General features: G+C 45.8%; 10 protein-coding genes and 2 tRNA genes. All 12 read right to left on the reverse strand.

Features of this window, described 5'->3' with window-relative positions; translation table 11 throughout:
* Positions 1 to 236: 236 nt before the first annotated feature.
* The 12 genes from abc-f to leuB all read right to left on the reverse strand — a co-directional run bounded on the left by abc-f (position 237) and on the right by leuB (position 14238).
* Positions 237 to 2129 carry a ribosomal protection-like ABC-F family protein gene (gene abc-f / locus ACR1R9_RS18325; RefSeq protein ID WP_433923059.1) on the reverse strand — a complete coding sequence of 631 codons (1893 nt, stop codon included), beginning with the start codon at positions 2127 to 2129 and terminating at the stop codon, positions 237 to 239.
* Between the two features lie 490 nt (positions 2130 to 2619).
* A tRNA-Gly gene (locus tag ACR1R9_RS18330) sits at positions 2620 to 2690 on the reverse strand.
* Between the two features lie 11 nt (positions 2691 to 2701).
* A tRNA-Pro gene (locus ACR1R9_RS18335) sits at positions 2702 to 2775 on the reverse strand.
* A gap of 142 nt (positions 2776 to 2917) precedes the next feature.
* The gene (locus ACR1R9_RS18340) at positions 2918 to 5044 is read right to left on the reverse strand and encodes a bifunctional diguanylate cyclase/phosphodiesterase (protein ID WP_310852452.1); all 2127 of its coding nucleotides are present in this window, start codon (positions 5042 to 5044) and stop codon (positions 2918 to 2920) included.
* Between the two features lie 405 nt (positions 5045 to 5449).
* Entirely contained in the window at positions 5450 to 6406 is a 957-nt protein-coding gene (locus ACR1R9_RS18345) for an aldolase catalytic domain-containing protein (RefSeq protein WP_063564204.1), read from the reverse strand.
* An 83-nt stretch (positions 6407 to 6489) separates the two neighbouring features.
* Positions 6490 to 7806 (reverse strand): DUF4129 domain-containing protein, encoded by a 1317-nt coding sequence (locus ACR1R9_RS18350; RefSeq protein ID WP_433948922.1) that lies wholly within the window; start codon positions 7804 to 7806, stop codon positions 6490 to 6492.
* Complete coding sequence (locus ACR1R9_RS18355; RefSeq protein ID WP_433923056.1) at positions 7803 to 8918, reverse strand: DUF58 domain-containing protein; 1116 nt, start codon at positions 8916 to 8918, stop codon at positions 7803 to 7805. Before ACR1R9_RS18355 ends, ACR1R9_RS18350 begins: the two co-directional genes overlap by 4 nt.
* Positions 8919 to 8921: 3 nt before the next feature.
* Positions 8922 to 9890 carry an AAA family ATPase gene (locus tag ACR1R9_RS18360; protein ID WP_076289928.1) on the reverse strand — a complete coding sequence of 323 codons (969 nt, stop codon included), beginning with the start codon at positions 9888 to 9890 and terminating at the stop codon, positions 8922 to 8924.
* Positions 9891 to 10016: 126 nt separating this feature from the next.
* A complete protein-coding gene (locus tag ACR1R9_RS18365; RefSeq protein ID WP_076289929.1) occupies positions 10017 to 11120 on the reverse strand; it encodes an ATP-binding protein in 1104 nt (367 codons plus the stop codon).
* Positions 11121 to 11563: 443 nt separating this feature from the next.
* Positions 11564 to 11980, reverse strand: coding sequence for a hypothetical protein (locus tag ACR1R9_RS18370; protein ID WP_024628323.1), 417 nt, complete (start codon positions 11978 to 11980; stop codon positions 11564 to 11566).
* 357 nt (positions 11981 to 12337) lie between these two features.
* Positions 12338 to 12877, reverse strand: coding sequence for a peroxiredoxin (locus tag ACR1R9_RS18375; RefSeq protein ID WP_024628322.1), 540 nt, complete (start codon positions 12875 to 12877; stop codon positions 12338 to 12340).
* A 275-nt stretch (positions 12878 to 13152) separates the two neighbouring features.
* A complete protein-coding gene (gene leuB, locus ACR1R9_RS18380; protein WP_024628321.1) occupies positions 13153 to 14238 on the reverse strand; it encodes a 3-isopropylmalate dehydrogenase in 1086 nt (361 codons plus the stop codon).
* Positions 14239 to 14275 lie beyond the last annotated feature (37 nt).

The following is a 14275-nucleotide window of genomic DNA, read 5'->3' on the forward strand; positions in this document are numbered from 1 at the left end:
CGGAGTGAATTTCAGCAGCCTTGTTCTACAGAAGCGCTCTCAATCTACGGCGCTTCCTCCCTGTACAGAGGCACTGCTTACTTGTCTCCATCAACACGTTTACATGTCAGATAAACCTTCAAATTTACTGATGATCGTCCATTATTATATGCAAAATCGCTCGAAATAGCAAGCCGTAAAGCCACATGTTCAAACGTTAAGCCAAAAAGTAAAACAGCATAAGCTTCATCAATAGATTACTTATGTTTTCGCAGCTCGTGCAACTGTTTCAAACGACGCTGAATTTCGCGAACCTCGGCAACTTCAGCCGCCCGTTCAATTACATCATCAGGCTTAGTCAACACATCATTGCCCGCACTGTTCATGGGAGATAATAACTCGGATAAACGCATTTCAAGCCGCAACCGTTCATCATCTGACTCCCGAACCTCAAGGGCGGACTCTCGCAATTTGATGGATTGCTCCCAATCCTCCACTCCACCTTCATACAGTGTAGCCTTCCCGCCGGGTTCTAAATCAAGCAAGCGGCTGGCGAGTACTTTGGTCAACATGCGGTCATGGGATACGAGCACCAGTGCTCCGGATGCCTGCTTCAATATATTCTCCATCACTTCCTGTGTGTCAATATCCAGATAATTGGTCGGTTCATCCAGCACCAGCATGTTAGATCCTCCGAAATACAACCGTAGGAATGCAACTCTGCACTTCTCTCCCATGCTTAGATCCCCAATACGCTTAAACACATCATCTCTTGAGAACAAAAAGCATCCGAGAATGGTACGTGCAGCACTTTGTGTCATGGATGGAAGACTGAGCAAACTATCCAGTAGTATCTCACTTTCCGGTAACCCCTCAAGCTCTTGCGAAAAATAACCGATCTTCAGTTGTGGATGTCGTGTCACTTTGCCCTGGGATGGTTCCAGCTCTCCAATCATCAGTTTGAGCAGTGTCGTCTTGCCTGTGCCATTCGAACCACGTACGGCAAGACGATCTCCACGTTCGAGAGTAATCCGGATATGGTGAAGCAATGTCGGGCTCCCCGGATAAGCAAAGCTAACGTCTTCCAGTGCAAGGAGTTGGCGGGCAGCCAGCGTGTTCACTTGCAGCTCCATGTTCAATTTTGTAGTTTCGCGGGGTTTATCCACGCGTTCTTTCTCCAGGCGCTCCAGTTGCTTTTGCTTGGCATGGTAGCGGGAAATGTTCTTGTTGGCTTTCGCTTTGTAGAAGCTCTGAGTTATTTTCACTTCCACATCGCTTGCTGAATTATGAGCCTGATGAAACCACTGCTGATAATTGCGGATCGTCTCTTCTAGCGCTTTCCGTTCCAGCTCCTGCTTGCGATAGGTTGCTTCCTGCTCACGTAATTCGCGTTCCTTATGCCCTTTGTAATCCGTGTAACCGCCTTTATATTTGGTCAGTGCATCCGGACTAAACTCAATGACACCCGTTGCGACCTGATCAATAAAGGTCCGGTCATGAGAAACAAACAACAATGTTCCAGCATAGGCGGAAAGCCATTCTTCAAGCCAGCGCATGCTCTCTTCATCCAGATGATTCGTCGGTTCATCCAAAATCAGAAATTTGGGTTTACTGACCAGTAATCCTGCGAGACGGGCCTTCGTTTTTTGCCCACCACTCAAAGAATGATACGGCCGATTCCAATGTTCCGACGATAACCCCAGACGCGTCAGTACCTTCTCTACCTCAGTCTCCCACATATACCCGTTCAATTGCTCATATTGCTCCATCGCTATCGTATAAGCTTCGAGCAGCCGCTGCTCATCTGCCGCTCCACTGTTGCTCATCCGTTGTTCCAGTAATTCCAGGTCCCGCTTCACCTCGTAAATCCGTCCACTTTCCTGCCGGACAGCATCAAGCACATTCATCTCAGGCTTGATCAATGAGCGCTGGCGCATGAAACCCCACTCCTGCTGCGGAATGTGACGTTCGATGCGTCCGCCACCCTCTTCTTCTCCAAGAATGATGCTTAATAAGGTGGTCTTGCCACAGCCGTTGCGACCTAGAATGGCTAGCCGCTCACCTTCATTTATTTCAAGATTTAATCCTGCAAACAACTCATTCCCGTTCCACTCTTTCGATACTTCATGTAGGCGTACCATTGTCATCATGAGGCCTCATCCTTCCTGCAATTCAAAATAAAAAAACCGCTGGCATCAGCCGGCGGTCTGGCAATTCAGGATTGGATAAAGCGTCAAAAAACAAGCATAAGATACCCCACGGTATGAACAAAGAACCCTTAAAAGGGTATACACAAGCTAAGCCAGAACAGCCTGCCTGTTTCCATACCTGATCCCATAGCTGAATTTGGACACACGAATCCCCTCATTGCTCAGCCGCTTTTTGGCTGACTGCGTCATAAACTCTCTGCAGTTACTGGGGTTGAATTCATGTGTTTTACTTCATGGGACGTATGGTTACCTCTCATTCATGTGTAGTATCAATTTCTCCGTTATTGTACCAGATGATGGGGAAAAAGCAAAGGTTTTCAATTCAGCGCCATGATATTCTCACTCAAACATGACTTAAAATACACTAACTAACTTCTTGAAAAAGAAAAAACCCTTGTTTTCACAAGGATTTCAGGTGTTACATTAGTTAAGCGGGTGATGGGAATCGAACCCACGCTATTAGCTTGGAAGGCTAAAGTTCTACCATTGAACTACACCCGCGCGAATGACGATCGGGACGACACGATTTGAACATGCGACCCCCTGGTCCCAAACCAGGTGCTCTACCAAGCTGAGCTACGTCCCGTCAAGTTCCGAGGAACATTAACATGAATTTTACAAAATTAATATACCATGATCATCCAACGCTTGCAACTTCTTTTTACCATTTTCCCTCTAACCTTTCGAAACAAAACAAGACAGAAGCGTGTCCACGCCCCTGTCTATCCTTACCCCGTGGGTTTATCCACATCTCTCAAAAACTTTTTTTCAAAATCGGCTGCCACAATCGGTTTGCTGAAAAAGTACCCTTGAGCCTCATGACAATGCTGATCACGAAGAAATGAAAGCTGATCCTCATTTTCAACGCCCTCAGCAGTTACTTTCAACTGCAGGTGATGAGCCATCGACGTAATGGTCGACACAATTGCCGCGTTATTGCTGTCCTCCATCACTTCATTGACAAAGGAACGGTCAATCTTGAGGCGGTCAATCGGAAGGTCTTTCAAATAGTGCAGTGAACTGTACCCGGTGCCAAAATCATCAATACTAATGTGCACACCAATTTCCTTAATCTTGCGCAACTGCTCAAACGCACGATCCTTGTCAAACGTCATGCTCTCCGTAATCTCGAGTTCAAGCCACACAGGTTCCAAGCCTGTCTCTTTGAGAATACCGCTGATGTTGTCCAGCAGATGGGAATGCCTGAATTGTCTCATAGACAGGTTAACCGACACACAAAGCTTGCGATAACCTGCTTCTTGCCAGCGCTTGTTCTGTGCACAGGCCTCACGCAATACCCATTCTCCCAGCGGCACGATCAGCCCGCTCTCCTCAGCAAGAGGAATAAATTCCCCAGGGGATACTGAGCCTCTCAGCGGATGCTGCCAACGCACCAAAGCCTCCATACCCACAATCAACCCACTCGCCAGATTAACCTGCGGCTGATACACAAGATAGAACTGCCCACGATCCAATGCTTTGCGCAAATCATTCTCAAGCTGCAAACGCTCCTGGGCTTTCATCTGCATCGCATGGGCATATCGGTTTAGCTCTATTCCTTGCTCTTTGGCATTATGCAGCGCCGTATCCGCATTCTGAATAATCTCTTCCGGTGTGTCTCCGTCATGCGGGAATATCGCCATACCAATACCCAACGTAAGATGATACTCGTTCCCATCCACCGTTACAGGTTTTTCGAACAGTTGTAAGATCGATCTTGTCCGCCGCAACGCCGTATCTGTTGTGCAGAAGTCTGTCATTGTCAATACGAACTCGTCTCTTCCTAGTCCGAACACTTCCTCTCCTGGGAGCGAAGAATGCTTCAGACGTTGTCCTACCTGACGAAGCACACGGTTAGCCGCTTGTTGGCCTAATGAATCATTAATCGTTTTGAACCGGTTGATATTCAATACCAAGACACCGACAAGCTGCTCCTCTACCATAGCTGCATTCATCATCACTTTCAGTCGCTGAGAAAGACGACGGCGATTCGGCAGCCCTGTCACATCATCATGGTGAGCAATAAAGTTCATTTTCGCTTCCGCCACCTGCTGTTTCAGGAAAGGCGTATCTACCACAGACGAATACAGTCCCTTCTGGATGAAGAAATAGCCCAAACAATCGCTTAACAGACCTAGCAACAGATTGAGATCATTAATCTTCGTAGCAGAGACAAAGTAACATTCCCCAAAGAAAAAACAAAGGATTGCACAAAGAATGGTAGGCAGATCACCATCTTTGCCTTTTTTCCATTGAACGAATAACACGACCGCAGTCACGCCATACAGCATTCCGATCAGAAAATGAATTCGGGTAAACATGCCACCAAGCACATTCCCCTCCAACAAGTTCGGCAGTATAGCCCATTCCTGAATTGCAACTGTATACAAAACAACAAAAATACCGAGTGTTCCACTGAAAATTAAAAATTTGCGTGGTAACGCAATTTCCCTCTCGTTGACTGCATATATGAACAGCAAACCTGCCGCACAAACAAGAGATCCAAGCGAAATCATCTTCAACGAGAATTCCGATTCCACCATCGCCCCATTTGGCATTTCTTCGGCAAAAGAAACGATGTGAACCAACTCAAACAAACCAATCAATAAAAATAACGTAGTCATGAGGACCCTACGGAGGGTCAGTCTTTGAGTCTGAAATAACCAGCTTTGATTATAAATGCCGATACAGGCCGCTGCTGCAGCGAAGCCACCCAAGAGTGTCAAAACCGGGTAACCCGATATGATCAGATCAGAGCTTGCGGAGGAACGAAACCATTGACTTGCGAGGAAACACAATAAGCCGCCTATTGCGACCCAACCTATTTTTCTCTGATCTTGCTGATTAGCCTTCATGCCGTGTTTTTTCCTTCCCGGGATCGCCTATCCTGAAATAACCTTAACGATATAACTCTAATTTGTTACAATATTCGACATTTTCATCTCTATCAACGTTCAATTCACATGTGAAAACATGCTATCTGGTACATAATAACATTTATTTCCGCAGACGTGAACAAAAAAAATGAGCATTCCTAGGAATATTTATTCATAGATATGTAGAAAAACAAGGCAATAAGAACTAAAAAAACATGAACTCCCCATTGGAGTCCATGTTTCTTTAGTTTGCAACTGTATTTCAGACTAATTTTCGCCATATGTGTACTTTTCGACTTAAAACGCTAATGCGCTAAAGTTATAGACGTATTAGATCCCTTCTCTTGTTGACTTGAAGTCAATTTCAAGAATTATGCAACAAGCTTATTTGTCAAAATTAACTTCTGGTGTTGTCAATTTGTCATAGAAATCAACAACCTTATCTTTGTCTTCCGACGAACGCAGTGCCATCGCCGAGCGAGGATGCTCGTCCAATGTACCTGTAATCATATAAGGCAAAATGTAACCCCACTCTTCTTTTTCACGGAGAGGCACCATCAATTGCTCCAATACACCAAGTACTGGACGCAGGTTGTATTTTGTTCCTTTCAAATGAGCAACGAGCAGTTCAGTAGGACAGTTTCCTGCAGCACGTCCCATACCGTATACGGAAGCATCCAGCAGTTCAACACCAAGCTCAGCTGCTACCAACGAGTTCGAGAACGCCAGTTGCATGTTATTGTGTGTGTGAACGCCAAGACGTTTGTTCGGCAGATGAGTCTTGAACTTCTCCACCAGATATTTCACATCGTTATGATCCAGGCTTCCATAGGAGTCTACTATGTATACAACATCCACAGAACTTTCCTTGATCAGTTCAAAAGCTTCCAACAGTTCATTTTCCATAACATTAGACAATGCCATAATGTTCAGCGTTGTTTCATATCCACGATCGTGGAATGTTTGAACCAGAGCAAGTGCCTTGTCTACATCTTTGCTGTAGCAAGCTACACGGATCAGATCCAGCATGCTTTCGCTGCGCGGCAGAATGTCATTCTCGTCCACACGTCCAACGTCAACGAGTGCAGACAGTTTGGTATTTCCTTTTTGCGGAATTACTTTGCGCAGGAAATCATCATTCAGAAAACGCCATGGACCTGCTTCTTCTGCACCTTTCAAGAGCTTAGGTGAGTTTTTGTATCCAATTTCCATATAATCAACGCCGGCTTCATTCAATCCAGCATATAGCTGTTGAACAAAGTCCACGCTAAAGTCCCAGTTATTTACCAATCCACCATCACGGATTGTACAATCTACTATTTTGCAATGATTTGTCTTCATTAATGTCTGCTCCTTTTCTGACCAACTTGTGTATTCCTCTCATGATACTTGAACGTAACAAGAAAAGTAAAGGGATTCCCGACTTATTTACTTCGATAAGATTTCCATATCCGATCAATCTCACTCATCTCGGAATCGTCTGGAGATTTCTTCCCATAGCGCACAGCGTTATAGGTATCTGGTAGCATAGCAGAGAGCTTCTGATCATCTTCTCTGGCCCCATGCTGAACAATTGTCTCTGCAGCCTCCAGTGGCGTATGTGCACCCTGTATATGCACGCCCCGGTGTGCAGCTCTGTCGATCCACTTCCGATAATAAAATCGAACACGTTCGTCATCATGTGAGGGTAGCGACTCCTTCTTGCGGAACCAGGATTTGCGCGTTTTTGCAGGCGCCTCTAACGTTTCGCTAATGTCCACATACTCTGTCCGAGGCTCTGCCTTCTTCTGACCGGGCTGCAGCAGCCCTTTGAAACGCTCCATAAGTTTGTTTATCGCCTTCTGACCCAAACGCAGGATAAGCCACAAGATCACAACTGCGACAGCCCCCATGACGACCCACCCCAGGATATCCCAGAAAATAGAGGGCTCCCCTGCCGGTTCCATTCCTTCAGGTATCATTGGCGGTTCATTTGGAGCTGTAGGCGTAATCGGCGGCTCCTGATTGGAACTCGAGCCTATTAAACCTCTGATCCATGCAAGCAGACGGTCACGCAGTGGTCCTAGCCAGGCAACAAGACTGGGAAAAGCACCAATTCCCGCGATCACAATCAGCATCCATAACAGACGCTGGTGATTCGCCCGGGCAAACTCACGTAACACAATTCTTTTTGAGCCATCATTTAATATCGCACGATCCAGCTGCACACTGTATTGACCTACCAACCAACCAACAAAACTGATTACTCCCGCTGCATATATGGTGCCGGTGTAAGCAAGCAGAGGCTGCATGAATTCAATTCCATTGGCCGCCCCACTGAGCACAATTGCACTGGCAACACCCCAAATCTGCAAGCGCCAAATCAAAATCGAACGGAAGACAGGTTGAAAATTCAACCCAATATAGGCTGATATAACTCCCCATACAACTGCCGTCAGCAACTCAGGTAAAGGAAACGCCCACACTAATGCAATTACCAATGAGATTAACAGCCCCAAAAGCAACGCTGCACCCCATCGAATAAACGTGTTCTTTTCACTGATGGTTGGTAACCTGTGCTGTACCCATTGACCTAACCAGCCAGCAATAACAAAGATAGCCATTAATGTGTATGGAAAATGACCCGTTGCATAGAGAGAAGTAAGCGTTAATAGCGGATAAAAATATACCCCAATCAATAGAACGGCCGACATGGATATAAGTACTTTTCCCTTGGTATTGTTGCTTTTGGTCTCATTCATGCACTCACCGCCTTGAAATCGCTTTTCCCGCCCTCTACGGGGAGTATGGTCACACGGTGGCCTTGCTCATGCAAACGCACAATTTCATGTTCCATAGCTGGAGATACATAGGACGTAATTAAGAGATAACTGCGAACCTGCTGAGCCTCTTCATTCCGTTCTACTTCATCACTCAGGAACTGCTCCATGGGAACCATGCATTTCAGCTCCGTCTCTGCCATAGCTTCCAGTAACATTTCCAGATGAGGACTACCGTAATCCGGCTCAATCCGCAATGGATCGCGCCCTCCACTCACACGATAGCCATTATGAGCAAATCCCGCGGGTAACCCTCTTCCAATTGCATCTACCGCTGCTGTTGCTGCATAACGAAGTGCCCGTTCGATCATCTCCGGGCGGGTAACGACACTCCACATGTCCGCTGACTCCTGAATGTTAACCACAATCCAGGATTGAGGGTCCGCAGTCCATCCCTGCTTATAAACCTGCAATTCTCCTGTGCGTGCACTCGCTTTCCAATGAATACGGTTCATCGGATCACCCGCACCATACGGTCGTACCCCGAGAATCAGAAAAGGATCTTCAACAATCCAACGGGATACCTCAACCTCACCTTGCCATACTTGATAGATCGCAGGCAGATCCTCCGCATGAACAAGTGAAGGATATACGACCATGGACAGATGAACGGGAACAGGCTTCGAGGTACGCCAAAGGCCGAACAAGTCCCCTCCGGTCATGGTTACGGTGTTTAACATGTAGATCCCACGTCTACTGCATACAAAAGGATGCTTGCGCGTAATACGGGTAAACGGTTTCAAAGTGAAGATACTTTTATGATTCTGATAAATATCTCCCTGACTGATATCCATGCCTGAGCCCGAACGAAACACAAATGAAACTGGCATCATAGCTTCAAGTCTGAGCCATGGAACCGATATTCGTTTTTCATTCGCAATCGTCTCAACCATCTCCAGCTCATCCCCAGCATAACAACGCATTTTGCTGAATTCTCTGGTGTACTTCAGCTTGCGTAAAGCCGGACGGCCGAACCATATGCCGTGTACTCCAATAACAATGCCTCCGACAATGACTAGCCATAGTAATGCCATATGTTATCGCCCGCTGCCTGTAGCAAAATTCTCCGTCGGCACTTCAGTCTGGCTCAGAAGTTCCTGAATAATACGCTCCGCCAAGCCCTCTTGTTGTCTCACCCGGTTGCGGAATACAAGCCGATGGGCTAACACGGGCTCCGCCAATATTTTAATATCATCAGGGAGAACGAAGTCTCTGCCATGTAAAGCAGCCCAGGCCTGACTTGCCTTGAGCAACGCCTGAGCTCCTCGTGGACTTACGCCCAGTGAAAGCTCGGGATGCTGCCTAGTCGCTTCTGTCAGACGGATAATATATCGCAATAGATCTTCGTCAATTTGGACCGATGTATAGGTGCTCTGTGCCTCAAGCAGCTGCTCGCGACTAATGATAGCGGACAGATCGGCAACAGATCGGCTCGCTACCGTACGTCTCAGAATTTCTACACTTTCTTCACTGCTTGGATAGCCCATTCGGATCTTCATCATGAAACGATCCATCTGTGCCTCGGGTAATGGAAAAGTTCCCTGGTTATCTACCGGGTTTTGGGTGGCAATGACGATAAATGGCCGTTCCAGCTGTCTGGTCGAACCATCAATACTAATCTGCCGTTCCTCCATACACTCTAGCAAACTGGACTGGGTACGCGGTGTAGCCCGATTAATCTCATCTGCCAGCACCAGGTTGGCAAACAGGGGGCCAGGTCTGAATTCAAAGTCACCTTCTTTTTGATTGAAAAAATGAATACCCGTCAAATCAGATGGCAACAGATCCGGTGTGAACTGAATACGCTGGAAGGTACAATCCAGTGAAGAGGCTACTGATTTGGCCAACATGGTTTTCCCCGTACCAGGTACGTCCTCCAGCAGGACATGCCCTGAGGCAATGATTGCTGTCATCACAAGCTCAATCGTATGGTCTTTGCCCACAATGATCTTCCCTACATGGTCCATTAGCTGTTTGTTCATTTGTTCCATTCCCTGGATATTCATAATTGGTTCTTCCTCCCGTAAATTGAGCTATGTATTCGCATTCATTCTAACTATAACCCTAATCGTCCCAACAAAAAACAACAGGAATCGGCAGGTAGGCCAATTCCTGTTCGCATAACTCTGTCTTTACACTAAGGGAAGCATGATGATGAACCGGGTGCCTTCCCCTTTTTTGCTATCCACAGAGATGTTGCCTCCGTGATTTTTGATAATGCGATAACTCACGGAAAGCCCCAGTCCTGTTCCGCTCTCCTTGGTGGTGAAAAATGGGTCAAACAGGCGCACAAGGGTGTTGTGGTCCATCCCCTGTCCATTATCAGCAATAGAGATCTGCACATACTTGTTCTCGGTTCCCGTGGAAATCTGAATCAAGCCAGTATGCTCTTCGCCCACATCCTCGATGGCATCCATTGCGTTTTTAACCATATTCAAAATTACCTGCTTAATCTGTTTGACATCAATGGACACATTTAACGGGACTTCTGCTTCATCCAGGGTTATCTCGCACCCCTTCATTAATCCTTCGCTTTCTGTCAGCAAGACCACCTCTTTGAGCAAAGAGTTAACAGACATAATGGTCTTCTGAGGAGCTGACGGTTTCGAGGAATTCAGAAATTCGTAGATAATGTCGTTCGCCCTGTCAATCTCCGTTAGAATGATTCGAGCGTACTCATCTTTCCCCAATTGCAGCAAATGAGGACGAAGCAACTGGATAAATCCGCGGATAGCCGTCAAAGGATTGCGAATTTCATGGGCAATCGATGCCGAAATCCGCCCCAACATTGCAAGTTTGTCATTTTGATAAGCGGTCTGCTCAATCTGTTTATAATCGGAGACATCCTTCACACTGAAAAGGAAGTCCCCATCCATCTGATCCCCGTACGTTACTGTAACCAGCCAATGCCTGCCATACTCGTCAATCAATTCATGATAGCGCTTACGATGAAAGATAGTTTCCCGATAGATGCGTAAAATTTTCTTTTTCTTGAATCGGCTCATCTGTGGATGATGCAGCATCTGCATCAGGGTGCAGCCGCTCAATAGACTCCTAGGAAGCTCCAACAATTTTGCCATTTGAACGTTAATAAACGTCAATACACCATTACTGTCAAACAACATTATACCGCTATCCAGATGCTCCAGGACATTCTCATACTTGTTGTTATCCAGATGTACAGGCGGGAATCCATTCGTTGGTCGAGGCACTGTATCCTGAAATTCACTAATCATGTCAGGTTCCTCCTTTTCACGTAAATGATAAACTTGCCATTCGGACATCATATCATCACAGAAACAGGAAGGGCCGATTTTATTTTTCATTACCGGTGCCCTTTCATTAGGGGGCTGAGCCGAAAATATGGATGGCATGTCCGGAACCCAAGCTGGTCTATTCCGGGTAACCAAGAGTCGATCCGGAAAACATTATACGTCTGTTCCATTCTAACCTTCTCCTATTCCCAAACACGAACATTTTTTGCTCCGCCTCTTTTGCAAGTCTGTTTTTATCATAGACAAGTTTATAGAAGGGAGTCAATCGGAGAAAGTGTCGAATGGAAATTATTTTAAGAAAAACCGTGAATTAGTTTCTATATACAACAAAAACGAAGCTTTTTCGCTCGATTAGCGAATAAGCTCCGTTCGTATAGTTTAAATTTTAAATAATTAAATTCAATCTATAGTCCACTCTTGTTATGCTGAATTTTGAGTCTGCGCTGACTCATGACGGCTAAGCGACGCTTGAGTTCACTTTCCCACTTCTCATCCTTCATTTCCTTGGCAAGACGAAGTAGATCCAGAGACATGTCGATCTGACGCTGCACAATGACCATAGCATCTTCGCTTTCACGATTCACGCAATTTTCAAAAATCGCATCTTCATCTTCCGTCACGTAATCTTGAAAATCAATCTCCGACGCACCATCTCCATGCGCATATTCAGCCAAAATTTCATATTCATTTTCCACTTTATAATGCACTTCTACCCGGTGACACACCGGACAAAACAGCAGGGGAACATTATGAACCTGGGTGCGGTAATGCTTCAGCGTGCCCTTTGTTCCCACCATACTTGCCCCACAACAGTAACTCATTTTTGTTCACCCTCCTTATAACGTGCCGAGACTTTATAATGGATTGCAGTCCCGTACACTTCAAGCACTTCCGAAAAAGGAATAGTTCCATCAGTGTATCACATTCATGTACAAATTATAAATGCAGAGCACCGGAATATTTACCGGGTTTCCATACCCTATTCGCCTTAAGGCCCTTCGATTCCTCTTTCCAGAGATAAAATGAAGGCTTTCTTATATTACATCATTACCACGTTTACGTCCCTGTTTAAACACTTTTCTCCCTTTAGGCCTTATATTCTCGCAAAAGGGTGCAAAAAGCCCTCAATCCCATGAGGGATGAGGGCTTGAACAATAAACGTTCAAGTTCAATCAGGCTTACAGGTTGTTGTCGCCTGGTTTCCAGTTCATTGCACACAATCCACCGGATTGCAAAGCTTGCAGTACACGAAGTGTTTCTTCAACACTACGGCCTACATCATTGTGGTTAACGACTTGGTATTTCAATTCGCCTTCTGGATCGATGATGAACAAGCCGCGCAGTGCAACGCCTTCTTCTTCGATCAGAATGCCATAATCTTTAGCAACTTGTTTCGTGATGTCGGAAGCAAGTGGGAAGTTCAATTGACCAAGACCATTGCTGTCTTTAGGTGTGTTGATCCAAGCTTTGTGGCTGTGTACGGAGTCAACGCTCACGCCAAGAACTTCAGTATCCAAAGCTTTGAATTGCTCAGCAGCATCACTCAAAGCTGTAATTTCAGTTGGGCACACAAAAGTGAAATCCAAAGGATAAAAGAAAAATACGAGCCATTTGCCACGATAATCGGACAGTTTTACGGAACCAAAGTCTTGTCCATCTCCCGATACTGTTTCCATTGCAAAATCCGGTGCGGGTCTACCAACCAAACGTTCTGCCATAACTAACAATTCCTCCTTTGGGATTATGTAAGCACTCAAGTTTGAATGCTCATCATCAAGAAAAACGAGAACGCTTTTCCTGTAATTAAAATGGGTTTGTTACTTGATAACAAGTACAAGTAAAATGTTATCATCCGGACTTCTCAAAGTCAAGATTATAATCGTTGTTTTATTATAATAATTATAAATAAGGATTTTTCGTGGCAAAAAATCATAAAGGAACAGCCCTCTGCAATTCCGGATCGGAGCAAAGGGCTGTACTGTTCTTACTATTATTAAGCCTGTTTCTGAATTGCCGCGACGATCAGATCGCCCATTTCCGTCGTACTGATCGCTTTGCTCTTGTCTACAGCGATATCGCTTGTACGATGGCCCGCATTCAGCACATCAGACACAGCTGCTTCAATTGCGTCAGCACCTTCTGCATAACCAAAGGTTGTACGGAACATCAATGCCAACGAAAGGATCGTTGCGATCGGATTCGCCAGTCCTTGACCTGCGATATCCGGCGCTGAACCGTGCACTGGCTCATACAGACCAAAACTGCCTTCACCCAGTGATGCAGATGCGAGCATGCCGATTGAACCTGTCAGCATCGCTGCTTCATCACTAAGGATATCTCCGAACATATTTTCAGTCACGATAACATCAAAGCTGGATGGACGACGCAGCAACTGCATTGCACAGTTGTCTACAAGTACATGTTCCACTTCAACATCCGGATATTCCGGTGCTACACGGTTAACAACTTCTCTCCAAAGACGGGAAGTTTCCAGCACGTTGGCTTTATCTACTGAAGCCAATCTTTTGCTACGTCCTTGGGCAATTACAAATGCCTGACGAACAATGCGCTCCACTTCGGTTACATTATATACGCAAGTATCTACTGCTTCTTCGCCTTGTGCACCTTCACGTCTGAACTTCTCACCAAAGTAGATTCCACCAGTCAACTCACGCACGACCATCAGATCCGTACCTTCCAGCACTTCAGGTTTCAATGTGGAAGCATCCTTCAAGCAATCAAATACCACTGCCGGACGCAGATTTGAGAACAATCCGAGCGCTTTGCGAATGCCAAGCAAGCCTGTTTCCGGACGCAATTCCTTACTGTTGTTGTCCCATTTTGGACCACCAACGGCTCCGAGAAGCACAGCATCTGCACTCTTACATACTGTCAGTGTTTCTTCTGGAAGTGGTGTACCTTTTTCATCAATAGCGATTCCACCAAACAACGCATGCTCTGTCTCAAAACGGTATCCGAACACTTCCTCCGTACGTTTGAGAACTTTCTCTGCCTCCGCTACAACTTCAGGACCAATTCCGTCACCTGCGATAACTGCAATTTTTTTCACGTCTGCCATGGGTTGTCCACTCCTTATATCCATTCATTCGGTTATT

Source organism: Paenibacillus taichungensis (assembly GCF_050994985.1).
GTDB lineage: Bacteria > Bacillota > Bacilli > Paenibacillales > Paenibacillaceae > Paenibacillus > Paenibacillus taichungensis.